Origin of the sequence: Saccharibacillus brassicae, from assembly GCF_006542275.1 — a bacterium.
Lineage (GTDB): Bacteria > Bacillota > Bacilli > Paenibacillales > Paenibacillaceae > Saccharibacillus > Saccharibacillus brassicae.
Window position 1 is genome coordinate 1328904 of sequence record NZ_CP041217.1, and the last position, 26261, is coordinate 1355164.

Annotated in this window: 30 protein-coding genes; 3 read left to right on the forward strand and 27 right to left on the reverse strand. The window is 55.8% G+C overall.

Annotated features, from left to right (window positions below):
* Nucleotides 1–49 precede the first annotated feature (49 nt).
* The 4 genes from FFV09_RS05400 to FFV09_RS05415 all read right to left on the reverse strand — a co-directional run bounded on the left by FFV09_RS05400 (nucleotide 50) and on the right by FFV09_RS05415 (nucleotide 7245).
* Nucleotides 50–5587, reverse strand: coding sequence for a cadherin domain-containing protein (locus tag FFV09_RS05400; protein ID WP_170314946.1), 5538 nt, complete (start codon nucleotides 5585–5587; stop codon nucleotides 50–52).
* A gap of 71 nt (nucleotides 5588–5658) precedes the next feature.
* Complete coding sequence (locus FFV09_RS05405) at nucleotides 5659–6177, reverse strand: phage tail protein (protein WP_141446777.1); 519 nt, start codon at nucleotides 6175–6177, stop codon at nucleotides 5659–5661.
* A gap of 30 nt (nucleotides 6178–6207) precedes the next feature.
* Nucleotides 6208–6708, reverse strand: a complete 501-nt coding sequence (locus FFV09_RS05410; RefSeq protein ID WP_141446779.1) for a phage tail protein — start codon at nucleotides 6706–6708, stop codon at nucleotides 6208–6210.
* A 21-nt stretch (nucleotides 6709–6729) separates the two neighbouring features.
* Nucleotides 6730–7245, reverse strand: coding sequence for a phage tail protein (locus FFV09_RS05415; RefSeq protein ID WP_141446781.1), 516 nt, complete (start codon nucleotides 7243–7245; stop codon nucleotides 6730–6732).
* 173 nt (nucleotides 7246–7418) lie between these two features.
* On the opposite strand from FFV09_RS05415, the gene FFV09_RS05420 reads away from it, so the two are divergent.
* Nucleotides 7419–7883, forward strand: a complete 465-nt coding sequence (locus FFV09_RS05420; protein WP_141446783.1) for a GNAT family N-acetyltransferase — start codon at nucleotides 7419–7421, stop codon at nucleotides 7881–7883.
* Nucleotides 7884–7986: 103 nt separating this feature from the next.
* Here the strand turns inward: FFV09_RS05420 and FFV09_RS05425 are convergent, their stop codons facing one another.
* The 15 genes from FFV09_RS05425 to FFV09_RS05495 all read right to left on the reverse strand — a co-directional run bounded on the left by FFV09_RS05425 (nucleotide 7987) and on the right by FFV09_RS05495 (nucleotide 19410).
* Complete coding sequence (locus FFV09_RS05425; RefSeq protein ID WP_141446785.1) at nucleotides 7987–8343, reverse strand: hypothetical protein; 357 nt, start codon at nucleotides 8341–8343, stop codon at nucleotides 7987–7989.
* Nucleotides 8344–8357: 14 nt separating this feature from the next.
* The gene (locus FFV09_RS05430; RefSeq protein ID WP_141446787.1) at nucleotides 8358–8777 is read right to left on the reverse strand and encodes a kinetochore Spc7 family protein; all 420 of its coding nucleotides are present in this window, start codon (nucleotides 8775–8777) and stop codon (nucleotides 8358–8360) included.
* An 82-nt stretch (nucleotides 8778–8859) separates the two neighbouring features.
* Nucleotides 8860–9417 carry a dihydrofolate reductase family protein gene (locus FFV09_RS05435; protein ID WP_141446789.1) on the reverse strand — a complete coding sequence of 186 codons (558 nt, stop codon included), beginning with the start codon at nucleotides 9415–9417 and terminating at the stop codon, nucleotides 8860–8862.
* A gap of 15 nt (nucleotides 9418–9432) precedes the next feature.
* Nucleotides 9433–9963 carry a GNAT family N-acetyltransferase gene (locus tag FFV09_RS05440; protein ID WP_141446791.1) on the reverse strand — a complete coding sequence of 177 codons (531 nt, stop codon included), beginning with the start codon at nucleotides 9961–9963 and terminating at the stop codon, nucleotides 9433–9435.
* A 62-nt stretch (nucleotides 9964–10025) separates the two neighbouring features.
* Nucleotides 10026–10460 (reverse strand): ribosomal-processing cysteine protease Prp, encoded by a 435-nt coding sequence (locus tag FFV09_RS05445; protein ID WP_141446793.1) that lies wholly within the window; start codon nucleotides 10458–10460, stop codon nucleotides 10026–10028.
* 48 nt (nucleotides 10461–10508) lie between these two features.
* Nucleotides 10509–11234, reverse strand: coding sequence for a hypothetical protein (locus FFV09_RS05450; protein ID WP_141446795.1), 726 nt, complete (start codon nucleotides 11232–11234; stop codon nucleotides 10509–10511).
* Complete coding sequence (locus tag FFV09_RS05455; protein WP_141446796.1) at nucleotides 11231–11896, reverse strand: hypothetical protein; 666 nt, start codon at nucleotides 11894–11896, stop codon at nucleotides 11231–11233. The genes FFV09_RS05450 and FFV09_RS05455 overlap by 4 nt, the downstream gene beginning before the upstream one ends.
* Before the next feature lie 2 nt (nucleotides 11897–11898).
* Complete coding sequence (locus FFV09_RS05460) at nucleotides 11899–12891, reverse strand: NAD(P)H-quinone oxidoreductase (RefSeq protein ID WP_141446799.1); 993 nt, start codon at nucleotides 12889–12891, stop codon at nucleotides 11899–11901.
* Nucleotides 12892–12935: 44 nt separating this feature from the next.
* Nucleotides 12936–13469, reverse strand: a complete 534-nt coding sequence (locus tag FFV09_RS05465) for a hypothetical protein (protein ID WP_141446801.1) — start codon at nucleotides 13467–13469, stop codon at nucleotides 12936–12938.
* Nucleotides 13470–13581: 112 nt separating this feature from the next.
* The gene (locus FFV09_RS05470; protein ID WP_141446803.1) at nucleotides 13582–14484 is read right to left on the reverse strand and encodes an RCC1 domain-containing protein; all 903 of its coding nucleotides are present in this window, start codon (nucleotides 14482–14484) and stop codon (nucleotides 13582–13584) included.
* Between the two features lie 11 nt (nucleotides 14485–14495).
* On the reverse strand, nucleotides 14496–15086 hold the full coding sequence (locus FFV09_RS05475; protein ID WP_141450353.1) for a kinase: 591 nt from the start codon (nucleotides 15084–15086) through the stop codon (nucleotides 14496–14498).
* Between the two features lie 83 nt (nucleotides 15087–15169).
* On the reverse strand, nucleotides 15170–15583 hold the full coding sequence (locus FFV09_RS05480; RefSeq protein ID WP_141446805.1) for a hypothetical protein: 414 nt from the start codon (nucleotides 15581–15583) through the stop codon (nucleotides 15170–15172).
* 247 nt (nucleotides 15584–15830) lie between these two features.
* Nucleotides 15831–17552 (reverse strand): helix-turn-helix domain-containing protein, encoded by a 1722-nt coding sequence (locus tag FFV09_RS05485; RefSeq protein ID WP_141446807.1) that lies wholly within the window; start codon nucleotides 17550–17552, stop codon nucleotides 15831–15833.
* A gap of 45 nt (nucleotides 17553–17597) precedes the next feature.
* Nucleotides 17598–18374: a (2Fe-2S)-binding protein gene (locus FFV09_RS05490; protein WP_141446809.1), complete on the reverse strand. Its 777-nt coding sequence runs from the start codon at nucleotides 18372–18374 to the stop codon at nucleotides 17598–17600.
* 1 nt (nucleotide 18375) lies between these two features.
* Entirely contained in the window at nucleotides 18376–19410 is a 1035-nt protein-coding gene (locus FFV09_RS05495) for an ABC transporter substrate-binding protein (protein WP_141446810.1), read from the reverse strand.
* 505 nt (nucleotides 19411–19915) lie between these two features.
* Between FFV09_RS05495 and FFV09_RS05500 the strand changes: the two genes are divergently transcribed.
* The gene (locus tag FFV09_RS05500) at nucleotides 19916–20440 is read left to right on the forward strand and encodes a hypothetical protein (RefSeq protein ID WP_141446812.1); all 525 of its coding nucleotides are present in this window, start codon (nucleotides 19916–19918) and stop codon (nucleotides 20438–20440) included.
* Between the two features lie 23 nt (nucleotides 20441–20463).
* Nucleotides 20464–20778 (forward strand): hypothetical protein, encoded by a 315-nt coding sequence (locus tag FFV09_RS05505; RefSeq protein ID WP_141446814.1) that lies wholly within the window; start codon nucleotides 20464–20466, stop codon nucleotides 20776–20778.
* 109 nt (nucleotides 20779–20887) lie between these two features.
* On the opposite strand, the gene FFV09_RS05510 is transcribed toward FFV09_RS05505, so the two are convergent.
* The 8 genes from FFV09_RS05510 to FFV09_RS05550 form a co-directional block, all read right to left on the reverse strand.
* Nucleotides 20888–21496, reverse strand: a complete 609-nt coding sequence (locus tag FFV09_RS05510) for a nucleotidyltransferase family protein (RefSeq protein ID WP_141446816.1) — start codon at nucleotides 21494–21496, stop codon at nucleotides 20888–20890.
* 54 nt (nucleotides 21497–21550) lie between these two features.
* Nucleotides 21551–22318: a nucleotidyltransferase gene (locus FFV09_RS05515; RefSeq protein WP_141446818.1), complete on the reverse strand. Its 768-nt coding sequence runs from the start codon at nucleotides 22316–22318 to the stop codon at nucleotides 21551–21553.
* Between the two features lie 35 nt (nucleotides 22319–22353).
* Nucleotides 22354–22887 carry a phosphotransferase gene (locus tag FFV09_RS05520; protein WP_246098542.1) on the reverse strand — a complete coding sequence of 178 codons (534 nt, stop codon included), beginning with the start codon at nucleotides 22885–22887 and terminating at the stop codon, nucleotides 22354–22356.
* A gap of 220 nt (nucleotides 22888–23107) precedes the next feature.
* Entirely contained in the window at nucleotides 23108–23740 is a 633-nt protein-coding gene (locus FFV09_RS05525) for a Type 1 glutamine amidotransferase-like domain-containing protein (protein ID WP_141446820.1), read from the reverse strand.
* Between the two features lie 63 nt (nucleotides 23741–23803).
* On the reverse strand, nucleotides 23804–24301 hold the full coding sequence (locus tag FFV09_RS05530; RefSeq protein ID WP_141450354.1) for a MepB family protein: 498 nt from the start codon (nucleotides 24299–24301) through the stop codon (nucleotides 23804–23806).
* Nucleotides 24302–24333: 32 nt separating this feature from the next.
* On the reverse strand, nucleotides 24334–25197 hold the full coding sequence (locus FFV09_RS05535) for a phosphotransferase (protein WP_246098484.1): 864 nt from the start codon (nucleotides 25195–25197) through the stop codon (nucleotides 24334–24336).
* Nucleotides 25198–25349: 152 nt separating this feature from the next.
* Nucleotides 25350–25595 (reverse strand): DUF2716 domain-containing protein, encoded by a 246-nt coding sequence (locus tag FFV09_RS24070; protein ID WP_141450355.1) that lies wholly within the window; start codon nucleotides 25593–25595, stop codon nucleotides 25350–25352.
* A 198-nt stretch (nucleotides 25596–25793) separates the two neighbouring features.
* The gene (locus tag FFV09_RS05550; protein WP_246098486.1) at nucleotides 25794–26216 is read right to left on the reverse strand and encodes a GNAT family N-acetyltransferase; all 423 of its coding nucleotides are present in this window, start codon (nucleotides 26214–26216) and stop codon (nucleotides 25794–25796) included.
* Nucleotides 26217–26261 lie beyond the last annotated feature (45 nt).

Genomic DNA, 26261 nt, shown 5'->3' on the forward strand with positions numbered 1-26261 from the left:
GCCGAAAAATCCTTCACCCTGTTTGTGCCGGGTTCAAAAGAGCGGCCCGTCAGCGCGGATCGACCTTCACCTCGCCGCCGCTGCCCGAAGGTACGGCGGAGTAGCTGCCCGACGCCGCTTCGATGTCCGCATAAGCCCAATGCGAAGTCGGTACGTCGGACCAGGTCGGACGTTCCACGCCTTCAAGCGGCGGACGGCCGAACAGTTTGTTCAGGGCGACGACCGCTTCGGCTCTCGTCAGCGCCCGGTTCGGTTTGAACGTGCCGTCGGGATACCCGGTCATGAACCCGGCTTCCATGACGGCGGAGATGTTCGACCGCGCCCAATGGCCCGCAAGATCCGAAGCCGCCGGTCCGGCTTGAGCCGGAGCCAGCGCTTTCCATTTCGCGATCAGCGCGGCCAGTTCGCCCCGCGTGATCGCGTCGCCCGGACGGAACTTGCCGCTGCCGTCTCCGGTCATGATGCCGGCTTCCTGGAGATGGGCGATATAGGCGTTCGCCCAATACGACGCGGCAACGTCCGTATAGCCTTGTCCCTTGCCGGAAGGAACGCCGATATTCCGGGAGATCACCGCGGCGATCTCGGCCCGGGTCATCGTCCGTTCCGGACGGAACGTGCCGTCCGTATAGCCGAACACATAACGTTCGCGCTGGATCGACGGTCCGGCGGCCACGATCGTGAACGTGCTGAACTTGTCGACTTCGATCTCGATCGCGACCGGAATGCCGCGTGCGTCGTATTTCACTTCGCCCCGCTGCAGCTCGGTGTCGCCGTCGCTATGCTCGACGTATACGGCCAGCCGCGCGGCCAACGCCCGAAGCGCGGCCGGATCGGCAGGCAGCGTGACGTCGGTCAGCGGAAGCTCGACGCTTGTCGGACGGCCGGTATAATTCGTCTCGATCGTCATCGGACGGCCGAGCACCTGAACGACCGTGCCGGCAGCCGCGCTGCGCACTTCGTCCGCGTTCAATACGCGCTGCTCCAACCGGGCCCGCTGCTCCGGCTGCTTGATCGGCACGATGCGGAAGTACAAGTCTTGGCCGTCGCTTTGCAGCGCGTCCAGCGCCGCCGAAGACAGCGTCAGCTTGACGTCTCCGGTCTGGATTTCCAACCGGATATCGCCGGCCGCAAGCGGACTCAGAGCCGCCATCGGAATATTGACGGCCACTTCGTCGGCCGGATTGCCCGGAATATCGTCAATGACGATGCGGGCGAAATCCTGCCCGCCCGCGGCCGCTTTGGCTGCCGCTTCCGTGGCTTGGGCCGCGTTCAGTCTGACTGTATCAAGCTGAAGTCCGCCCACTGACGTGCGGGTAATCTCTACCCGGACCGCCGCTTCCTGGCCTTCCTGCACCACGACGTCCACCTGCCGCGTCCCGCTCTGGGCCGGCGGCGGCGAATCGATGACCGGCTCCTGCACGGTCGGCGGATTCGGCGTCTCGCCTGCCGCAGGCTGCGGCGTTACCGTCACGGCGAAGACTTGTTCGAAGCTTTCTTCGTTTGCGTCGGTCACCCGAATGCGTACGGAGTACGCTTTGCGCTTCGAATGATCCAGGCGCTCCGCCGTGCGCAATTCGTCGCCCGCTGCCGCGAAGACCGCATTGTCTGCGCCGCCTTCGCCTTCGACCAGCGCATAGCGGAACGTATCCGCCGGGTCCGGATCGGCTGCGGACAGCCGGCCGACGACCGTGCCGACCGGCAGATTCTCCCGCACTTCGGCGGCGGACAACCGGATCGCCGTCGGCGCGTCGTTGACGGAAGCGACGACGAGCGTCGTCGCCTCGTCGCGAGTCGAAGCGCCCTCGGCGTCCGTCACTTCAAGCGTCAGGCCGACCGTACCGGTCAGGCCCGGAGCCGCCTTGTTCTCCGCGGGCGCAAAGACCAGCTTGCGCAGAGCCGCCGTCACGTCCGCCGGCGCGGCGCGATCCGAGACGTAACGTCCGGTGCCGGTGCCTGCTTCTTCGAAGCCGGCCGCAGCCAGACTCTCGGCCGTGAACGCGCCTTGAGCCGTGTCCGTGACGGTGACGATCGCCGTCACTTCGTCATTCTCGATGTCGGATACAGTCACGTTCGAGAACGGATTCAGCGTCGTTTTGTCGGTCACCGGCTGATTCGCCGCCGTACCCGCGATCGCCGGACCATCGTTGGCATTGAGCACGTTAATCGTGAAGACTTGTTCGTACGTCAAGCCGCCGCGATCCGTCACCCGAATTCGTACGCTGTAGCTGGTTTTTTTCTCGAAATCGAACGATTCGGCGGTTCGCAGCGTGCCGCCTTCGATCTCGAAGCTTGCGTTATCGCCGTCTCCGCTGCCGCTTGCCAGCGTATACGCGAACGTATCGCCCGCATCCGGATCAACGGCCGTCAGCGTACCTACGGTCGTGCCGGCCGGTCTGTTCTCTTCGACGTCGCGGCTGCCGAGCGCAAGTTCCGTCGGAGCGTCGTTGGCGTCGGTCACCCGGATCGCGAACGACTTTTCGAACATCGCTCCGGCCGCGTCCTTGACCTGAATACGTACGCTGTAAGCGGACTTGGTCTCGTAATCGAACGCTTCCGCGGTGCGAAGTTCGTCTCCGACGATCGCAAACCGCGCATTGTCGGTATCGCCGACTCCGCCTGCAAGCGTATAGGCAAACGTATCGCCGAGATCGGCATCCACAGCCGACAGCTTGCCGACGACCGTGCCGATCGGCGCGTTCTCGGCGACAATATCGCTGCCGAGCGCGGCATCCGTCGGCGCATCGTTAACCGCAGACACTTTGAGCGTCGCGCCCTGGTTCTGCGTGCGTCCGCCTGCCGAATCTTCCGCGACGAGGTCGAACGTCACCGTTTCGGTCTGTCCCAGCGCGACGCGGTTGGCCGCAGGCACGAAGGACAGAGCCCGCAGCGCCGACGTGACGGCTGCCGGCGTTCCGCTGCGCGTATAGACGCCGCCCGCGCTTTCCGAGAAGCCGCCGACGGACAGACTGGCTGGCGTGAAGCGCCCTTTCGCGGCGGAATCCGCCGTCACCGTGATCGTCACGGAGACGCTATCCGGATCGACAATCTCCACGGCGGCAAAAGGCGCAATCGCCGCGTTATCGTTCACCGGCTGATCGGCCGCCGTACCGAGAATCGACGGCGAGTCGTTCGTATCGCTCACCTGAATCGCAAAAGCTTTCTCGTACGTCAGACCGCCTCGATCGGTCACGCGAACACGCACGCTATAGCTCGATTTCGTCTCGAAATCGAACGCCGCCGCAGTGCGCAGCTCGCTGCCGACGATCGCAAAAGCGGCGTTGTCCGTATCGCCGCTGCCGCTTGCGAGCGTGTAGACGAAGTCGTCGCCCGTATCCGGGTCGACTGCCGACAAGCTGCCGACGACGGTGCCGACCGGCTCGTTCTCGGCGACCGCAGTACCGCTGAGCGTCAGATTCGTCGGCGCGTCGTTGACATCGGTAACGCCGATTTCGAACGTTTTTTCGAACGCCGATCCGGCGTTGTCGACGACGCGCACGCGTACGCTGTAGAGCGCTTTGGCTTCGTAATCGAACGCCGCGCTCGTCCGCAGTTCGCTGCCGACGATCGTGAAGCTTCCGTTATCCGCGCTGCCCGGACCGCTGACGAGCGAATACGCGAAGGTCTCGCCGGTATCCGGGTCCACCGCGGACAAAGTGCCGACCGCCGTGCCCGACGGCTGCTGCTCGGCGACCGTCTGACGGCTGAGCGCCATATCCGTCGGCGCATCGTTGAGCGAGAGTGCTACGACCGTCGTCAGGCCGTTATTCGCGAGGCCTCCGGCCCCGTCATTGACGCCGATCGCGAACGTCGTCGTTTCCGTTTGCCCCGGCGCGACCCGGTTCTCCGCGGGCTTGAACGCAAGCAGCCGAATCGCGGCCGTCACCTGGGCCGGCGATCCGCTCCGGACGTAGCCGCCGCTGCCATCGGCGGCAAATCCGCTCGCCGTCAGGCTCGCAGCCGTGAACGACCCTTTTGCCGCCACGTCGGGCGCGACCGTCACCGTCACATTCGCGCTGTCGTTATCGGAGATCGTCACTCCCGAGAACGACGTAACGCTTCCATTGTCGTTGACCGCCTGGTTCGCGGCCGCACCTCCGATGACCGGTGCGTCGTTGACGTCGGTCACGTTGATCGTGAACGCTTTTTCATAACTCAAGCCTCCGCTGTCCGTCGTCCGGACGCGAATGGCGTACGCCGATTTGGCTTCGGCGTCGAACACCGCGTTCGTCCGCAGTTCGCTGCCCGAAATCGTGAAGGCGTCATTGTCCGTATCGCCGCTGCCGCTAACGAGCGAACGCGTAAACGTATCGCCCGCATCCGGGTCGATCGACGACAGCGTGCCGACGACCGTGCCGAGCGGTTCGTTCTCCGCAACGTTATTGTCGTCGAGCACGAGGTCCGTCGGCGCTTCGTTGACGTTCGTGACCGTGAGGGCAAACACTTTCTCGTACGAAGAACCTCCGCTGTCGGTAACGCCGATCCGCACGCTGTAGCTCGCTTTTGTCTCGTAATCGAACGACGCCGCCGTTTGCAGCGTTCCGTTCGAGACCGTAAAGCTTGCATTGTCCGTATCGCCGCTGCCGCTCGCGAGCGCATACGTAAACGTATCGCCCGCATCCGGATCGACTGCCGTCAACGTGCCGACGCTCGTCGGGATGGCTGCATTTTCCGCGACGCTGCTGCTGCTCAGCACAAGATTCGTCGGTGCGTCGTTCACCGCCGCGATCGTCACGTTGATCGTCGCCGGCGGCGAATCCAACACGCCGTCATTGACTTTGAACGTAAAGGAATCCGCGCCTGTCGCATTCGCGTTCGGCGTATACGTATAGGCGCCCGTATTGACGTTCGTGATCGCCGCCGTGCCTTTGGTGCCCTGGCCGACGATGGAGTACGTCAGCGGATCGCTTTCGGGATCGCTGCCTGCAAGCGTGCCGGACTGCACATTATCTTCCGTCACGTTCAGCGTGCCCGCCGCCGCGACAGGCGCGGTATTTCGGGCCGTCGCCTGGGAGATCGTGAAGTTGAACACGTTGAAGTTCCACGCTTCCGACGGGTCTCCGAGCGTGTAATACACACGGAACGCATCGATTTTCTTGCCGGCTGCCGGCGCAAAATCGAAAGGAACGACGGACGTCGCGTTTCCGTCTATCGTCAAGGCTCGCGGCCCTACCGTAAAAGCTTCGACTCCACCCGAATAGCCGACGATCTTGATGTCCGTATAATTCCCGTCCGTGCCCATGTATTCTCCAACCTCGGCCGTGTCCAGAATAAAGCTGCCGAGATCTCCGTTCACGGCGATTTGATAATAATACGTCCGCCCGGGAGCGGAGATAGACGCGTCGGCCGAATCGAAAAACAAGCCGGTCGAATCGGCTATCAACAGCGCATTGGCCGGCGAAGCCGTAGCCCGGAAAAATTGGTTTTCAAGCGTTGTTCCTGTAGCCGGCGTATACCCGGCAAAAGTCTGCTTCCCGTTCGCGGGAAGCACGGCGGCATGGGTCACGGGCGCATAGCCGAAAAAGACGCTAAGCAGCATCAGGACCGCCGTGAACGAAGCCAATGATCTTTTGTACGGCGATATATCCATACGATCAATTCCCTTCCTTGCTGGAGTGGGCCTTGCCATGCGGGAACGTACGGAATAAGGGAGAGGAAGCTTTAAGGTCTTTGAGGGAATATGCCTTCGATGGCCATGATGTAATTCAATTCGAGGTAAGGCTGAAGATTATTGTGGGGCTGACCACCGCCGGCTGAAGCCACAAGTCCGGCATTCAACGGCGCGTCGGATTTGTCGGAATAGATTTTCTGCGACCGTCCGCCCGGATTCGCCCAGATTCGGCCGGTCGGATCGGGACTGTTCGCTGCCGCGGAGATCGCGGCCGTCACGTGGGTATGGTTGGGCAGTTGAGTAGTCTGGAGCGTAGTGGCGGCTTCGCCGACTTGGTCGCCGAGCGCACGGGGAGTCAGTCCCGGGCCCGCTCCCTCGTGGATCGCCGCTCGGCTGATCAGATTGGGAAGCGCAAAAGTGGTCGTTCCGTCTCCCCCGTATGTAGTGCCCAATAGGGAAAATAAAGCCGTATACTGTCGAATGGGAAGAAGCTGCCCGTTGCATACCAGCCAACCTCTGGGCGCAAAAGTTCCTGCAAATAATCGAATTTCACCCATAAATGGATCCATCTCATCATCTCGCTTTCGATCGGAATTGGATTAAGGACGCGAAGGATACAGGCCGGTCGTCGCGATGCAGTAATTCATGGCCAGGTAAGGCTGACGATTCTCGTGGGGTTGGTCCTGTCCGGCGGCGCCCAGCGCGCCCGCATTCGCCGTCCCGGTCGGAGCATCCGGCGTATACTGCAATCGGGTCGCGTTCGTCCCCCAAAATTTGCCGGTCGGATCGGTCTGTGTCGCGTCCGAACCACCGACGGCTCCATGCGAATGGGCAGGCATTTCAACATTTGTAAGCGTATGCACAGCTTGTCCGCTCAAAAGTCCCGGTCCGGCTGGATTCACCGGAGACATCGCCGTTCTGCCCTGAAGATTGGGGAGACCGAACGTCGTCGTGCCGTTGCCGCCATAATTGACGCCAAGAAGGGAGAAAAGAGCCTGGTTCGTGGAGATTGCCAGCAGCTGTCCATTGCATGCCGCCCAACCGCGGGGAATCATTCCCCATGAAAACAAACGAATTTCGCCAAGATACGGGTCTGCCATGTCTGATTCTCTCCTTCGGGTTTACGATTGGGATGGGAAATAGCCTTGCGTCGCGATGATGAAGTTGAGGGCAAGGCTGGGCATCATATTGTTGTGGGGTTGATTGCCGCCTTGAGGAGTGATCGTTCCGGGAGCCATCGATCCGGTTCTGGGCGCGTCCGAGTATTGATTGCTGGAACTGGTCGCAAAATACCCTGCGCTCGGCGAAGCGGCCGTTCCCGGATTGCTTGAAGCTTTGATCGGATGCGTATGCGACGGCATCTGGGCAGACGTCAGCGTCACGTTTTCGACTCCGCCCTGAGAGCCGAGCATATACGTATTGCCTTGACCGTCGTTCCCTACATGTACCGGAGTCCGGCCTCTCAAATCGGGCAGCGCGAACGTGTTTTGCCCGTCTCCGCCGTAAGTCGTTCCGATGAGCGCGTACAACGTTTCGTACTCGCTGATCGACAGAAGCTGTCCGTCGCAAAATTGCCAGTCTACAGGTGCAAAATTCCCTCCAAATATTCGAATCTCTCCTACGTAAGCATCGGTCATTCCCAAGCCTCCTCTTTATTTGTGTTCGCCCAGACCCACCAGCATAAGGCCCGGGACCCTTTAAAATCCACTTCAGTATACCACCATTCTCTGAACAAAAACTAAACAAAATTGCCAAAAAGAGTTACACTTATAAAAAAGATTTTAAGCATTCTACATAGCGGAGGGATTCCATGGTGCTGACGGTTCCCGCGACACCCGAAGACGATGTTTTTCTGTACGATCTCTATGCCGGCACGCGCCGCGAAGAACTGGATGCGTGGGGTTGGGACGAGGCGCAGCGGCAGCTTTTCCTCAGCATGCAGTGGAACGCGCAGCGGATGTCCTACGCTTCGCGCTATCCGGAAGCGGTCCGTTATCTCGTCCGGCAGGTGGAGCGGGATGTGGGACAGCTCTATCTCGACTGCCGCCCGGACGGCTGGCGAATCATCGACGTCTCCTTGCTGCCCGAATACCGCGGCCGGGGCATCGGGTCCGAACTGCTGCGCGACCTGCAGCGGCGCGCCGCTTCCGCCGGCGCGCCGATCCGCCTCAGCGTACAGTCCGGCAGCCCGGCCAAGAAGCTGTATGAGCGGCTCGGCTTTCGGCTCACCGCCGAGTCCGAACCGTATTCGGAGATGGCGTGGACAGGAGACTGAATCTTTGCCCGCATACAAAAAGGCCCGCCGCGAAGGCGAGCCTTTTTGCTTTTTTCCGGCAGCGAGCAAAAAGAAAAAGCCGTACCTGGGCACGACTTTGCGATTACCAGCTTGTCCGATTGTTTTGGATCGTGTCCGTCGCTTTGTCGATATCGGTCATCATTTCCTTGATCCGGCCAAGCCCCTGCTGGAACTGCTTCTGATGGGCGTCCAGCCGGTGGGCCAACGCCCGGAGCTGCGCCTGGGAAGGCGGCGTCGAAGCGTTCGACAGTTCGACCAGTTCTTTCTCGATGGCGTCGATGCCGATCAGGCTGTGGTCCAGCATCTCGATCCCGAAATGCGCTTTGTCCGCGATATGATCGATTTTGGATGCCGTTTCTTTGGTCCGGTTGTTGTTGCCCCAGCCATTCGACAAATAGTTCGGTTGTCCGTTGCCTACGGGCGGCGTGTAATCACTCATCGGGCAGGTCTCCCTTACTTCTGGTATTTGTCGGTAATTTCGTCGATCTTGTTGGTCAGCTTGTCGATCTCGTCGGTCAACGTATCGATCTCGTCCGTCAGCTTGTCGACATCCTTGATGTTTCTTTGCACTTCTTCGATGTTGCCGCTCGCGCCGGAAGCTTTGGCTACGACTTCCTGGGCGATCGAAGAGACCAGCACCTGAACATGGTCCGGCGCGTTCTGTCCGACCTGGGCCACCAATCGATCCATGAGGGGCTTGATTTGCGACAGCGTCGTCGCGGCATTCGTCAATTCGCGTCCGCAGGAATTCAATTCGGAGTCGATTTTGTCGGCTACCCGGTCGATTCTGGACTGCGTGATCTGGTCGATGTCCCGAACCACTTTATCGATTTCATTCGCCATTTCACGTACTGCGCCTTTGCCTACGAACATAAGAGTTCCCCCAATATTTACAATATTCATCACACTATCCTGATTATAAGGGAGAAATCCAGAAGCTTCAACTGATAATCGATCAACCCGTTCCCACGTCAAAAAACAAATCCGTCCGCTGCCCCGTCTCCACGACCCGCGTTTTGCGCAGCGTGATCGGCAGCCCGGACAGCCGGTCGAACAGCCTCGTCCCTTTGCCGAGCACGATCGGCGTAATGCCGATTTGCAGTTCGTCCACAAGTCCGGCCCCAAGCAGCTGCATCCCGACGTCCGGTCCGCCCACGACCGTGACGTCGCGGCCATTTGCCGCCCCGATCGCCTGACGCACCGCTTCTTCGGGGCTGTCCACGAACGTGAACCGGATCGCTCCATTCTCTTTCGGCGCACGCGCGGGCGCCTGCCGGGTCACGACGAAGATCGGCACCTGGAACTCGTACCTGTCGGCGTAAGTATCGGGATCGTCGACCATCCCGAACGTGCGGCGCCCCATGATCACCGCCCCGGTATCCCGGATCGCTTCGCGCATCAATTCGCTGGCTTGCAGTTCGTCAAAATCCGGGTACAGCCTCGCTATGCGCCCTTCGGCGTCATTGATGAATCCGTCCAGCGACATCGTCATGCCGAAGATGACTCGCGTCATGCTGCCCACGTCCTCTCACTTCCGATTTTTCCACTCGCTCTCCAGCATGCCCATTTCGATCAGGTTCCAGTACGTATCGCCGTGCCGGCGCGAATCGCGGATCAGTCCTTCCCGGACGAAGCCGGCCTGCTCGTACAGTCGCAGCGCGGAGAGATTGAAGTCGAACACGCCGAGGCTGATCCGGTGCAGCTGCAGATCGTCGAATCCGATACGCAAAATCTCGTGCAGGATCCCGCTGCCGTATCCCCGGCCCCGGTAATCGCCGAATACGAGCACTTTGCCGACGCGCCCCGAACGGTTGTACCGGTCGATTGCCCCGAGCGAGACGTGCCCGACAACTGCGCCGCTCGACGGGTCGACCGCCTTGTAGACGAATCGATCGGAGACATCCGGTTCGTTTGCCCCTTGCACATAAGCTTCCAGTTGGTCCTCCGACAATGGAAACCGAAACTGCGGCCCCGACCATTGCAGCAAAAAAGCTTCATCGCCGCTCCAGCGGATCAGTTCATCAAAATCAGCACGTTCAAAAGGCTGCAGGATGATCATGGACGTTCTCCTTTCTGCGGTACTCTTTTATTAGGGAGAAAAAATTTCAAGTCTGAAGCCGCTCATTTAAAAAGCTTAAACACTTTCGCAGGCGGCCCGGCGTATGTTCGTTCAATCGTCAGATGTTCTTCTCCGTACATATGCTGAATCCCTTCAATCCCGATCTCAAGCGACTTTAACAGCGTAATCGCTTCACGGCTAGCGCGGTTTTTGGCCTTCAGGTTCGGCAGCATGCAGCTGGAGTGATTCCTGCGCGTCTCTTCTTCCACAATATCTTCGGTCAGCGCAAACAAACTGTTGATCGTATTGAGAATCAGAGCGGAGACTCCGGCCGAGAGAATGTCTTCCCCATACGCATCAAACTGCGACGTGCCGCTTGCAACAAATCCGTACAAAGCCCGCTTTTCATTATAAAAAAACGTCACGGTCAGCGAATGGTCGACTTCGTCCAGAATGGACTTTTGGAACTCAAGTTCCTGCTCGTCCGGTTCGTACATAAGGAGCCTCCTTCATTTTTACAGATAAGGGTTCGGCGCCGACGCTGCTTATTCATGACCTTTGGCAAGCTTCCACTTTCCGTCCGCGTAGTCCAGCCAGGCTCGCACATCTGGGGTTCTATCCCGCAGTCCGTACACAAGATCCATATCGCGATGATGCCCTACGGTCGCGATCGGAACGCGGATTCGCGAATCTTCGATCTCCATCCGGAGAAAATCGATAAACAGGCCGTCCGTCGCATAAGCCATGATCCCTGTTTGCACAGTCTCCGGCAGGTCGTTCAGTTCTTGTCCGGCAAAAAGACTCAGTTTGGACCGCACGACGCCGGACAGCATCCCGGCATAGTCCTCGGCTACCGCAAAATAGGTCTTGTTGAACCAGCCGTCGTCGTGCGCGTAATAAGCGAAGCGGGCCAACGGCAGGTCGTCAAGCGTTTCCGCCAGATGCCCGAACAACAGCAGCTCCGCGATCTGCGGCCGCGTCAGCCTATTCAAATCTTCTTTCCGCTCCACATCAACCCAGCAAAAATCCCCGTACCCGTATACGTCGTCTTCGATCAGCCTCCCGATTTCCGCGGCGGTCACGTACTCCAATCCCGTATGGGGATTCCACTTGGCGGCATCGAAACGGTGGTTCAGCAGCAGCAGATTCGCAAGCGGCGGCTTCACCCCCGACAGGAATTCCGCGAATTCGATTCCGTAGGCATAACAGAATAGGTCGTCCGCATGCGGACGGCTAACGTAGATCAGGTCCCGGCAGTCTTCGCTGTTCACGACCGATGCCCGCCTGTCCGCTCCAGCCGCGCTTCCCACTCCCGAATCGCGTCGCGGGTGGCGTCTCCGGTCTGCCGGATAAAATCTTCGACGATCGCCATCGTCACGTATTTCGGTTCGGACTCCGGCCTGTGGGTCGGCTCTTCGAACCAATGCAGCGTACGCAGCCGCCATTCGTCCACTTCGCGTTCGGTCAGCAGCGGCGGCACCCCGCGAGCGGGAACGCGCAGTAGGCCGGCCCGGATCTCGTCGGTCCACGCCGAAGTCTCGTATAAGCGAAAATCGATCCCGTCCGTATCGACATAATACGTATTCTTGATCTCGCCGGGCGGCAGTCCATCCCGCTGCGTCTGCCGCTTGAAGTCCTCGTATATGCTTTGTCCCCACAAATAATCGGTCAGCACGTGGGCAAAATAGCCCTGGACGTAAACCCGCCACTCCGGCTCGTCGCTTAGGCCAAGATACGACGCGTATTCCCGCTCCAGAATGTCAGGCGTCGTTTCTTTGCCGCCAAAATGGGTGCGCACCTTGTCCTCCCTGCCAGCTCCGGCCCGCATATGAATAGCATCCGGCGCGATGCTCCCCAATGCAAAAGCTTCGGGAACGCCGCCTCCTTCGAAATAGCGGACGGCGACGCCCAAATGAACCATCGGTAACGGCATGTTCAGTCTTCCTTTCCGACTTGCAGAATGATTTTCCCGATATTGCGGTTCTCTTCCATATGGCGCTGCGCTTCGATCGCCTGCTCCAGCGGAAAGACCGTATCGACGATCGGCTTGATCTCGCCCCGTTCGATACGCGGGAAGACTTCGGACACAAAATCGGCGGTCAGCCGCGCTTTGTAAGCGTCGCTGCGCGGAGTGAGCAGCGTTCCGGTCAACTGCACGCATTTGGACATGAGCGCGAACAGATTGACCTGCTCCACCTGCACGCCGCCCAAAATGCCGATCAACACCCAGCGTCCTTCTTTTTTGATGCTGGCCAGATTTTTGTCCCAATAGTCCGCGCCGACGAAATCGAGGATCAGATCGACGCCCTGGCCGTCTGTCGCTTGCAGCACTTCTTGTTCAAAAGACTGCGTCTTGTAATTGATCCCGACGTCCGCGCCCAGGTTCCGGCAGAAGTCGAGCTTCTCTTCGGAACCGGCCGTGACGATCACCTGCGCCCGGCTCAACGTTTTGGCCAATTGGATCGCCGCGGTTCCGACGCCGCTCGCTCCCGCGTGGATCAGCACCGATTCATGCGGCTGAAGCCGGCCGATCCAGTACAGCGTCTGATACGCCGTCAGGAACACCTCCGGCACGGCCGCCGCCTCGGCAAACGAATACGCGTCCGGAATCTTCATCGCGCGCTCCGCCGGCATGACCGCGTATTCCGCGTAGCCGCCGCCGTTGACGAGCCCCATCACGCGGTCGCCCGGCGCAAAGCCCGAGTTCCCGTCCGCCTGCTCGACAACTCCTGCGATTTCCACGCCCAGAACCGGATTGACCGCATAGCCGGACTGCCCTTCGCGGGTCACGATATCCGTGCGATTGACCGCCGCCGCCCGGACTTTGACCAACAGCTCGCCTTCGGCCGGAATCGGAGCGGGCAGCTCCGTCAACGTCAGTCCGTTTGCCTGTTCCGGCTGTTTGTGTTCCACGATGATTGCTTTCATATAGGGGTAAGCTCCTTTGGTTGAGGTAGATTTGGGGATGTTTTTTAAAAAGCCTGGTTTCCGTTTCCTTCTACGCGAATAAGATTCGCAAAATCTTCACCTTCGCCGATATTGTCCGCGGATAACCTTTCGAAATAGACCCAGCCCAGCTTTTGGGCAATCGCATAAGCCGGCGGAACATCGTCCGTGTAGCCGTCAGCCTCAAACGCCTGCTCCAATCCTTCGGTCGAATGGGCCTGCTCGCTAATCAGGCGTCTCAACAAGTCGAAGTCGGTTTCGTCTTTTTCAATCTCGAATACTTCCGTCCAATCACACCGGTATCCGAACACTTCTTCGTCTTTTTCAAACAGGCTTAACGCCCATCCATGATCCTCCATATATAAATAATGGGCCAGCAGTCCCGGATTTTGCTCCAGAATCTCAGGTCTGGCTTCCCACGTCTCTCCCTCCACGATAAATGTGACCCACCCGTTCGTTTCCGGAAAAACGAATCCGCGGTGACCGGCAGCCTGAATCATTCGGACCACCTGCTGCCGATCAGTCGTTCTCAGATGATAACTTGCGCTAAATTCGCTCATCGGTTCACCTCTTTGCTTTTTGGACGTTCTTCTTCTATATAAACGATAAAAAGCGCCGGATAATCTCTACCGAACGCCCTAAAATATTTACGGAGTTAAACACGAGTCTTTTCTAAAAAGAATCTTCGGGCATCTGAAGACCGCTCCACACGTCGACGTCGCATTGGCCGTATTCGCGGTTGCCCGCCGCGACCAGCGTTCCGTCCGCGCGCAGGCCGATCGTATGCAGGCACCCTGCGGCAGCCGCCACGATAGAGTGCCAGCCGCTGACGTTGCATTGGCCGTGCGCGTTGGAGCCCGAGGCGACGACGCGGCCGTCCGCGGTCAAGCCGACCGTATGATAGCTGCCGGCGGCGACCGCGACGATGCCGCGCCAATCGCCCGTCTCGCCCTGGCCGTGCTTGTTCGAACCGGCCGCCGTGACCGTCCCGTCCGCGCGAAGGCCGACCGTATGCAGATACCCGGCCGCGACCGCCGCGATCCCGCGCCAATCGGCGGCTTGGCCCAGACCATAACGACGGCTGCCGGCCATACATACGGTGCCGTCGCAGCGCAAACCGACCGTATGCCAATCTCCCGCGCTGATCGCCGTTATCTCGCGCCAATCGCCGACTTCGCATTGGCCTTCGGCATTGCGCCCTGCCAAGGCAACGCGGCCGTCCGCTGTCAGCCCGACCGTGCGCCGCCAGCCTGCGGCGATTGCCGCAATTCCGTGCCAGTCTTCCACGTCGCACTGCCCGTTTGCATTCCATCCGGTCGCGACCACCGTGCCGTCCGCCCGAAGACCGACCGTATGCGCGTTTCCGGTGTTGGTCGCCCGATGTACGTTGCCGGCCGCGACCGCGACGATGTCGGACCAGCCGCCGACGTCGCATTGACCGTACCGGTTATCGCCGATCGCCGAGACGGTGCCGTCGGACCGGAGCGCAGCGGTGTGCCGGATCGCGGCGGCGATCGTCTGCCTCCTCCGCGCCCCTCCTTCGGACTCCGCGGTATTCGGGAAATAAGACTCCATCCGGCGCCTCCTCAGCTGTACTCTTTTACAATCCAATCCGCTTGGCTTAACGGGTCTTCTGCCGCCAGATAATAATCTTCGGCTTGCCAATACCGGTTCACGAATTTGTCCGTGTTCTGCCGAGTGGCCGGGCTTTCTCTGGCAAACCGCACTTCCCGCGGACAATCCAAATAGATCACGCCGTCCAGATATTCCCGCCACGCCCCCCGTTGCAGAAAAACGCCTTCGATCACCACGACGCCCCGCTCCGGCAGCACGATCTGCTGCATCCGATGATCGTCGGATTCGCTCTCGTACTTCGGAAGAGTCAGACTGCCGCTCGCGCCTACCCGGCCGAAAAGATGTTCCCGCAGTCCCTCCACGTCCCACTGAAGCCCGTAATACTCGAACCACTCCGCTTCGCCGGTATGATACCGCCTTTTTCGCTCCACGATATAATCGTCCAGATGCAGCGCGACGGCTTCAAAGTTCCGCTCACGCAGATGCCGAACCAGTTCCGCCGTGAACGTCGTTTTCCCCGAGCGGCTCAGCCCGTCCAAGCCCAGCACGAATCTGTTTTCCTTTTCCAGCTTGGGCAGCAGTTCCGCGATAATCTTCTCCATATGCTGCATACACACCACTCCTCCAATTATCCATTTATAGCAAAAACCTCTGACTACGCGTGCAATCAGAGGTGTTCATTGTTCTAGATCCATCTTCTAATCCAGCCCGTGCTTGTATGTATTCCGCTGTCTTCGGCCCACTTGCGGAACTCTTCCACATTCTTTTCTTCATCCCGCTTGAACCGAAAATGCAGATCATGGGGAACGTACCGTTTTCCGTACAGCTTGATTCCAATACTTTGCGTAAAATAGCCTTGTAAGACAATCTGTTCGATCCTCTCAAGCGGGACGTTGACGTTGTTTAATGTGATCTGATCGTGCATGATTTCCAATCTGTTATTTTTCCTGCTTATTTTCGCGATCAAGACCCACATGGTGACCGTCAAGGCAAAGAAAAACGTACATGAAGCTATTAGAAAAAACGAGCGTTCCATGACCAAGACCAGCCTAAGCTGCATAACAGCCATACCCGCATAAGCGACCAGATTCACATACATCGAGACAGGGATTTTCGTGCGATAAGTTTTATTCATAAGACAAGTATACAAGATTATGCCAAAAGAGTGCGCACGGTTTGCAATTTCTCTGTTAACCCGCCCAAAAATTCAACGTCATAGTCAAAAGATCCGCTCAACGTCGTCTCGATCAGACGATTGGCCGAATACCGGTTTCTTTTGATGGAATAGACGACCTCGTAACGCCCCCGGCCGGTGTGGATAAACAGCAGTTCGAATTCTTCTTCGCTTATTTCAACAAAGCCTGCTCGATCCGATCCACGATGCCGTTAATCCCGATCGGTCCGTAACAGCCGATCCAGATCGCGGCATCGACGCCGTGGATCTGCCGATTCCCGTGTGTATCGAGCCGATCCAATACCCGCTGCTCGGTCGTCGATATGCCTCCCTGCATCGTCCGATTGCTCAGCACGAAATAGTGGCTGGCCTGCACGGCCGCGAGCCTGTCCACGGAAATGTGGTACGCCGTGTCCGCAGCATCCGCCACGAACAGAGGAACCGGCAGGCCGAGATCGCGGTACAGCACGACACCCGTGCGGTGGGCCGCCGAATGGACGCGCACGAGCGAATCGAGCGGGCGAATCAGCGCCACGCTCTGCCCTGCCAGGGCGGGAGCCAGTTCTTCGGACAGCAGCGCGGTGCGCCGGTCGTAATCCGCCAGAATGATTTGGGCTTCCGCCCGCCTGCCGGTCAGCTCGCCGAACAATCCCAGAATCGTCTGCCAGCTCTCGTTGCGCTTGAACGTCAGGACGGGAGCGATCCGGCTTAACCGTTCGGCGTGCCGATCATGCACTTCGGTGCAGATGATCAGATCCGGCGACAGCCGCTCCACGGCCGGCAGATCGGGGTATTCGTACGTTCCGAGCAGCGAAGTGCCTTGAAGTCCTGCGCGGATCGACGGCGGAAAATCGACGGAGGCGCTGCCCGATCCGACGCTTCCGGCCGGCGGCAGCCCTAGCGCGAGCAGATGATCGGCATACTGCACGTCGAGTACGGCGATCCGCCGCGGCGGCTGCCGCACGAGGTATTCGCCGCGCAGATGGCAGATGACCGGGCCTTGGGCCGAGTCGTACGAAGACGCCGTGCGATTTCGCAGCAGCGCCTGCGCGTAACGTTCGTATTGTTTGGAAGCCTGGTCCAGCCGGTATCCGAGCGGGGACACGCCGTAATATTTTTTGAACGCCCGGCTGAAATAATACACGTCCCGGTAACCGATCCGGTCCGCGATCTGCCCGATCGAAGCGTCCGTATGCCGCAGCATCCGCGACGCGTTCTCCATGCGCAGCCGGATCGCGTACTCCATCGGTCCGAGCTGCTTCTCCTGCTTGAAGCGCCGCTGGAGCTGCCTGACGCTGCATCCCGCGAGGTCCGCCAGTTCCTGCAGCTCCAGGTTGCGGCGATAATGCGAAGCGATATACGAGGTCACCGCCTCTACTTTGTCGGATTCTCCTCCGCCTTGGGCACTCTCGTATTCCATGATCAGCTCGTAAAGCATGATCTGCAGCAGCGCGTTGGCATGGAACACTTCCAATCCTTCGCCGCGGCGCCATTTGGCGATAATTTTCTCGGCCTGCTGCACCCATTCCGTCTGGGCCGCCGTGCTCTGAACGAAAGAAGTTTGCAGCGGGTGCTTCCGGTACGAAGGCGTGACTTGGGACGCCCCTTCGAGAGAGAAAGCCCGATACGTCATGACCATATAATAAAGTTCGTCCGACCCGGACGTGAGCGTAAACGAAGTCCCCTGCGCCATATGACAAGCAAAAGAAGCCCCGATGCGGCACACTTCGCCGTTCATCGCAAGCTCCCCTTCCCCGCCTATCGCCAGCAGCAGCAGATTCGAGTCGATTTCGTTCCGGACAAGCGTGCTGCCGGTCTGCAAAGTACCGACATATCCGTCCCGCATCTTGATCGTCGTCTCACTCCAAAGGCTTGTCTGTTCGTGCAGCGGCATTGCTCTCATCTCCTGACCGTTAGCAAAAAGGAATCGTAGCTAAGGTCATTGTAATTGAGATTTATTCTCACCGTCAATTTTCGGGCACTTTTTGCAGTATTCCTCCGACATCCGGTAATAGAAGCAGCAGGTGATCCGTTCGGTTTTCGCCGCCGGGACCTCCCCTTCGAGCGTGGTAAACCGGGTGAACGGATTGCGTCTTTGATCGAACAGGGCTCCGGGCGCTTCCTGCGTCAGATAGGTAAAATCCGCCTGAACCTGTCGACGTTCCGCTTCGGCATGGTCCGCGTTCGGCTGGTACAGCGGGCCGATCCGGACCATGATATTTTCCCAGAGGATGCTCATCGACAGCGGTGCGATCGCCGCAAGCGTCTTGAGCAGCGGAGTCAGCTGCCGCGCGAACAGCTCCTCGACCGCTTCTGTCCGCCGCTCTGTCCGGTGCATCGGCAGCGCCTCCGCCCGCACCCCCGCAGCCGCCAGAAAAGGAAACCGCGTCGTGCCCTCGTCTTCCGTCAGCGCGGGATGATACAGGAAGCTGCCCGGCAGCGAGAACGATACGTGCTGTTGATGAAAAGTCAGCGCCGTCACCAGCGGAGCGATCCAGAGATAACCGAGGCGCTTGGCCAACATCGAAGCGGCGACCGCCAGGTCGGGCGCGCCGATATACGCCTGCAGCCAGACGATATAATCCCGGTATGCCGCTTCGTCATGCAGTTCGCTCAACGCAATCGTGCGCACGCTGTTCGCCGGCGGATCGCCGAGCCGAATACAATGCTTGGCCGCCGTCTGCTTCCAGGCTTCCGTGTTCAGATAAACCTCCATATCAATTCGTTCCGAGCAGCGCTTCCGCCGCCTCATCGACGATCAAATCAATCGCCAGCGGACCGTAATAAGCGATCCACAGCGTGGAGTTCACGTCGTACGTCCGGTTGTTTTTGACCGCATCCAGCGAAGTCCAGACCGGATTGTTCACCATCGCTTCGGCTTCTGCCGCGAACAGCTCGTCCGACAGGACGAAATAACGATCGGCGCCGATCCCGGGCACTTCTTCCATCGAGATCTCCAGAGAACCTTCTGCGCCGACTTCCTCAACCAACGGCGGCATGTTCAAGCCCAAATCCCGATACAGAATGCCGCCCGTGCGATGCTCGATGCCGTGAATGCGAATGCCTTCTTTTCTCGGACGTATCAGCGCTACCGTCTCGTCGCCCAGCTTCTCGGACAGCTTCGTTTTTAATCCCGCCACTTTGTCTTCGTACGCCTGGCGCACCGCCTCGGCTTCGGCCGGCTTGTCCGTGATCTTGGCGACCGTCGTTAACGTATCGCGCCAGTCTTCATAGAAATCCAGCACGAGCGTCGGCGCGATCTTGCTCACGCTCTCATACTGTTTCTCCTGAAAATCGGTCATGATAATCAGATCCGGGTCCAACGACAGGATCGCTTCCAGATTCGGCTCATCCCGCGTTCCGAGCACCTGTACCCCGTTCGGCTGATCGCCGAGATATTCCGGAAAATCGGTGCTGCCACCGGCAATCACGCTGCCCGCCGGCTTCTCGCCGACGGCTAACATCTGATCCAGAAACTTGACGTCGAGCACGGCAATTTTCTTCGGCTTTTCTTTCAATACCAGTTCGCCCTTCATATGTTGGAGCGTAACCGGGAACGCCCCCGCGCTTGTCTCCGCATTGACAGGCGTCTGCGCCGCTGCCGCGGACGGCTTGCCGGTATCCGCGCCGGCTCCGCCGCCGCAGGCAGTCAATATAACTACAAGGACCAGCATCCAGGCTACCCCTAATCGCGATTTGTAAGCGGCCATTCCCCGGCCTCCGGCCGCTCGCGCCTTCATTCCCGTCTTCATCGTAAATCCCCCTTATGTATGATAATGATTTTCATTATCGAATATATAAGGGAGTATATCCGATGTTCGTCCGGCGTTACCATGTACTTTTGCGACATTGGCGTCGGACTAATGCGACGCGGGTCGGCGGATACGGCTGGAAGGTGGACGTCCGCGTCTAACTATAGGGCAGCACGAAGCTCGGGTTTTCCGCTTCTATTGGCACAATTCGAACGCAGGTTATTTTCCAATTCCAGACGATTTTATTCGTCGATTCTAAATCGAAGGTCATACCCTTTATTAATTTAATTAGATTTGAATAATTTAACACTTAGCTGATATTATAATGATAATATAAAAAAGAATTTAATTCCTATAAATCACGAAGAAACTGGAGGTTATTCAAATCGCTAAAGCTATTTCTAAGTTATTGATTGTTGGTGTACTGATGCTTTTCGCCACTTCGCCTGTATCTGCCGCTCCAATTGATACTATGGACAAGGAGATTTCTTCAATACAAAGTGTTATGAACAAAGTAAATGTAGAATTGGGGGCGACCTATTATATTCCGGAAGGAAACGAAGAGAAAGTTTTAAGCAGCCTGGAAGGAATGAGCTTGGTAGAGATTGAGGATTACTTAGTTAATCAGTATCTGGAAATCCCTTCAGACGATCGATTACAGGAAGAAACTATTCAAGATTTTAATTCGTTTTTTGAAAACGAATCAGAGAACGTAATTACTCCTACGGCTCACACTGAAACTATTCGACAAATTCATCCTCTGCCCTACAATGCCACACTCTACTTGAATTCCACTGTGTTCAGCCCTACTGGAGCAGCTGGAACTTTTACTTACCAAAATGTAAGAAGTTACGGAGTCACTTATCCACCAACTTTCACCGGATTCTATTATAAAGTAGAGAAGATTGATCATCGAATACATCCAAATAGAAAAGCAGTTGGAATTGATATCAAAGGACATCCTGAAAATGCAAAGGGTATCGCTCTTGCTATTGTGCTTAGGACTCAACACATTTTTAATGCGGGATAAACGAATGAGGGGCCTTCTAGGAGGTGACTATTATAAAATCAAACAAGAAATATGCAGGAGTAAGCTTTGCCTCGTTACTGCTTCTGCTGCTCCTCACGGCATCCGATATTTCTGAACAACCCCGTGCAGCTGCCGATCCGGCTGCCGCTTTGCATCCAGTCTTCCTACCTAAAGAACCGGTCCCTGCACGCAAATCTCCCACAGGTAGAGAGTTCGAATGTGCAGAAGGGAAAGGCATCGAGTTTTTGCCCAATGAGAATAACGACACTCAAGTTCAACTGATTCCGACCTATAAATCGGGAGAACGCCCGACCATTTCCCTTCTGCACTCCAAGTAATGCAAAAAGCAGCTCATATGAGCTGCTTTTTTGTGTGAATAACTGTTGGACTCCGATTAGCTTGCCTGCCACACGATACGAGGTCGACACTTTCTTTCCAGCGAAGACTTCACACCCTCTCTTTTACGTTCAAATAATTCTCTTTCCCAAGCGAGAACCGCAGTAACTCAGAATCATACCCTTCGCTTCGAAAAACTTCGATTATGTTCGCAATCCGGTCTTCAAGTCCCCGATTCATGTTCGTCTCCAACTGGATTTCCAGCGGCAGCACCGGTATAGCCGTACCCTCGACCACGACCCGCTTGATGTACGGCCACACGGACGGACCGCTTTCCCAGATGCCCGTTGCCGGCACATATTCAAAATCGGGAGTCGGTTCGATGCTGCCTATTTCCACTTTAACGCCCCGGATCACAAATCGGGCAAACGTCCATTTGTAATTGGCATGATCCGCAAAGGTAAGGACAGGCTGCGAGGGCGTGGACCTCCACTTGGACACCTCTGTGTGTTCAACGACTTGCGACTCTGGTAAAAAAGCTTCAAACAAACACACGACTTTCTCTACGTCCGGCGCATTTTTCAAAATTACATCGATATCGTTGGGTTGGATTGAAGTGCAGCCGTTGATAACGGTAGCCGCCGATCCTCCTATGACGTAAGGAATCCCTGTTTGGTTTATTGTTCCTGCGACTTCGGCGAGTACGTGCATGAGGTTCATCGGGATTTGCTCCTTTTCAAGTCTTCTCCACTCTCTCGTGACGGTGTTCGCCAATCAGTCGGAAGCAGTTCTGGAAGCAGCCATCGTCTGCAAAGCCTGCTCAAAATAGCGGTACACTTGATCCGCAAGCCCGAGAAACTCCGCCACCGGTACATCAGGGTTCAGATAACAAGCATACAGCTCCTCCACCCAGGCAGAATCGATCTCGCAGTAGGTTGCGATAGCGTTCTTCATCTCCACGATGTCGTCCTCCCATACCCCCGTATGTTCCAACACGAGAGAATATAGAGCCCGAATCAATCGCTTGGCATACCCTTTGATGTATCGGGTCTTCAGGGCCGGGTCGTCGGTCTCGGCAAGTAAACGGTGCAGACGCTTCACTTCCGCTTCGGTATCTGTATTCAGGTCTAAAATGAACGCTGGCGCAATAACGATCGGCGGTACTTGTTCTCCGAGGTCAGGACCATGGACGCACACGCAAATGATCTTGATCCAAAATCCCCACTCGTTCGGTTTATGCAAGACGTCGTCGATCGAGCAGACGATCGTATCGATCTTGGTGAGGAATGGATATTGTGCCAACAGCCTGTCTTTGATAAGAGATACTTTGTCGTAATCGATCTCTTCGGGCTTTGCGCACACCAGCGTGAAATCCGCATCCGATTTGAAAGGTGTGGCCGTTCCTTTTGGAACCGAACCGCACATATACAGGCTGTGGACCTGACCCCCGAATTCGGCGAGGATCTCATCGATATACTTCTCCACAAATTCCTTGTATTCGTCCTGTATCTCTATTCGATTGATCACTTTTTCCAGTCTCATCCGGTTTCCTCCTACGCTAAAAAAACGATAAAAGATCAAAAAACGACTTTCCTGAAATACTCCATTTTACTGTCGATAAAGCCCTCTTCAAAGTCGGCGCCCCCTACCAGCTCCGATTCGCTAAAACATAAACCAAACAGCCACAGTTGTCTCAATACGACAAATAGAGCAACCGCTGCGATATCGTAAGCTCTCCACCCATACCCCGAAATATCGAAATCGTAATGGGTTAACACTCCGTCGTCCGTAAAGGCTGTATTCGTGTTGCCATGCAAGTCCCCGTGACAAATGCCCCAATCCAGCCCTGCTTCGATCTTCGCCGCCAGCTGCTTCTTTAATTCGGACATTTTTTCGCAAATAAAATGGTAATCTTCCGGACGATGCTGCATATGTAATTGAATGAGTTCAAGCGGTCTGTCCATCAAAAACTCCAAATCCAGAGAATCTCTTGCGTGTTCACTTTGGAAATGCCCGGTCGCTGTATGCATTTGAGCCACGGATTCCCCGAACAGATAACTGTTTTCCACGTGATGGATCGGCTTTTCCCGACCTTCCGCAAAACTGAACATCACTCCGTACTTTACGCCTTCGGTGACAGCAAATTCGTTGATGAAAGTCCCGTCTTTTTTGGCAATAGGTATGGGCCCGACCCGGTCTCCAAGATATAGGTGTCGTTCATGCCTCTGAGGAACTATTGTAGCTGCAAAGGGGCTTGAAATTCATACTGGTCTTTAATATGCGAGAGTAGGGCTTGTTTGGACAAAAGCGAGTACGTCACAGGAAATAAACTCAAATCGACACATCCTTTTGAAGTTGGATGGAGAAGCATTGTTCGTCTCTGAGCCTCGTCACCTTACAGTTCTCCTCGGATTCGAATACGGAGATTCTCTCTTCTATCGTGCGACCTTCCGCATCTGGGAATAAGTCTTCCCGATCATAGTGAGGAAAAATAGGCGAGTTGAAGATCCCCAATGCCTGAAAATCCGTTAATCCCATTGTATTCATCTGTGGAGTAAAGACATGGACAAGGTTAATATCCGGCCCCAGCCATAACGTTCCGGCACTCACTCCCACTATGACGACATGCTGGGCAGCCCGTCTTTGCATGATTTGATCGGCTCCGCTTTTCCTGCCGTGATACAGTAACGTAAATGGATTGCCGCCGTTGATATAGATAACGTCTTGATCCATCAGAATCTGCGGATCATCGAATTCGATATCGACAAAATCGATATGCCGAAAGCCCATGTCCTTGAACTCCTGCATGGCCCGCTGCGCATATCGATTATGATTTCTCGTCGGCGAGGCTGTTGTAAGGATCGCGACTTTTAATGAGGAGATTTCTCGATCGATAAGATCCAGAAATTGATTTTTAATCTCTTCCGTACCAAAACCGCAAGAAGTGAGTAACAAGCTGCCCATTGAAATCCCCGCCTTTGTATATAACGTCGCCATCTTCTTATAAACGTTTCGATTGACGAATGGTTACTGTATATAGGAATTTATTTGTGAAGAAGAACCTTGATTCAGTTGTACAAAATAGGGCAGCTGCCATTTCTGCGTGTCTATAGCTTGCTTACTGATAGGCGTATCCCAAATCGGATAGACTCTGAGGGCCATTTTTCCATGGGAAGACTCCGTTTTGAGGATACCCTGTTTGACCAATAGATCTTTCGGGAAAATGAACTGCCCAAACTCGTCGTGACTTCCGAAGGTGTTAATGACCAACAAATCAGCAGCCTTTTCATAAGAGTAGGCTTGATTTTTGTTGTCGCTACCTTTTTCCCAACAGACGACGAATTGACCGATCTTCTTGGGCGTTTGCTTGGCTACCCTGAATCTAACCGTTGTAGAACGGATACGGAATCTGCCCGCCCCATATTTTGCATTTTGGCTTTCGGCTTGAATATCTTCGATGATCAAATGGTTGGGCTTATAAAATTTCTCGTTTACATAGGTTAAGGCTTCGTGAAAATCATCCATTCCCATCAATTACATTTCTCCTCATCATAAGCCTAATCCGACAGTGCTCGCATAATATTGGATTTCGCTTCTACCGCAATCGCTTCGTTCCCGTCATCGACCGCTTGCATCAAGATCAGTACAGGGATGTATACCGCGATCAGCCGCGCCAGCAGCTTCGTTTCCTCGTTCGCTCCTCCGTACGTTTCGAAAAACACGCCGCGAGCGTATGGTGGTAAAAAGCTGTACGCCACGCTCAGATCGCAAGCCGGATGGCCTATACTCAGATCGCCCCAATCAATGATGCCGGCAACGATCCCGTTCTTATTTACGAGCATATTTTTGAAATGAAGATCGCCATGCAGCAGTGCATCCACCGCCTCGACACGGTCCGTTTGCAGCCTGCTCATATACGCTTCGATCACACCGGATTCCTCCGGCGACAGGTGTCCAACCCTCTTCGACAGAAAACCTTCCAATTTCACTTTGCGCGCCGCGATATCCGTTAAGCTTCGATGGTCTTGCCGAACTCCGCATTTTAGCGCCTCCTGCACCGGAAACTCATGCAATCTCCGCAAAAACTTCGCCAGCGTTTCTGCCGATAAAGCCCGGCGTTCTTCCGTCAAACCGATCGGGAAATCTCCCGGCACGTGGGCATAGCCAAGAAATGGCGCCGGGTATGCGTCACTTGCTTCCCCGTAAAACAACGGTTTCGGATAGGGAATAGTCATATAGGCTTCCAGCTTGGGCAGCAGCTTCCCTTCCATGCGAATCGAGCCGACTGCAAACGTTCTTCTTGGAAACCGGAACACATACTCGTCACCGATGAGAAAAACCGTGTTGTCCCAACCCCAGCCCAATCGCTTTACAGGCTTCGAGGACAGCTGCGGGAATTGTGTGCCGATCAGCGTCCGCACCTGCTCTTCGTCAACCTCCTACTCCGCATCCCATACATTTGTTGCTCCCATGCAATGTTTGCCTCCTCGTTCTTTACTTTACTTAGACGTTTACATTCCCTGGAACGATGGATGTTGGATCAAGGGCGAATGTCTGCAACGTGAATATTAGGCTATATGAAGTTCATCCGCCTCTTCGAATTATTCCACCAAAAACCTTTGGCCTTCTTCAAAAATAAATAGTAATCCCCATCAGGGTAAAATGATATTCTCGGAAACTTTTCTTGCAAATATGGAGAATAATAAAAGGATTCATGCTGCCAATCCAACGCGTATAGATACTCGTGCGGTTCCAAACAAGATTTAAAATTTATGGATTGAAAATGTAGGCCAATCTTTTGGATATATGCTTGGTTTATCTGTCTTCTCGAATTAGCTCATAAACGTCTGTATGGTCTTCCCGTTCTCTATGCGCTCTTCAAATTGACCTTTCGTGTATTCATTAATTACTCTTTTCCAAAACACCTGCGCCCCTGGATTACTCTCAACTTGATGTACTTCCCACGGTCCTTGATGTCGGTTAAAAAGGGTAAGGACCCTATTCCCGATCTTATTCCCTATGTATCTTTTGAAAAGATCAGAATATCATCCCTTTTAATCCATCCTGTATCATTCCAATATTGATTGCCTGCTTTATTGTTTGCGAAAACCATGAGGTGACATTTAATGATGCCTGATTTTGTCAAAGAGTCCAAAGCACTTTCAACGAGTCTTTTTCCGATTCCGTTTTTCCTATGTTCTGTTGAAACGGCCACATGATACAGAAACCCTCTTCTGCCATCATGGCCGCACAGAATTGTACCGATCATTTCTTCTCCATCCGTACATACAAAGCTATGTCCTTCGTTCCTTTTCAAGAATTTGGAAATGGATGCCTCAGAATCAGAATCACTTAATCCCATACCTTCGGTATGTGACCAAAGAGCAAAAACTTTCGAATAATCACCCAGGTCCATTTCGCGAATTGTATATGTATTCAACGAATCACATCCAATTTATAAGGTTTATAGGCTGCGCCTGAATGT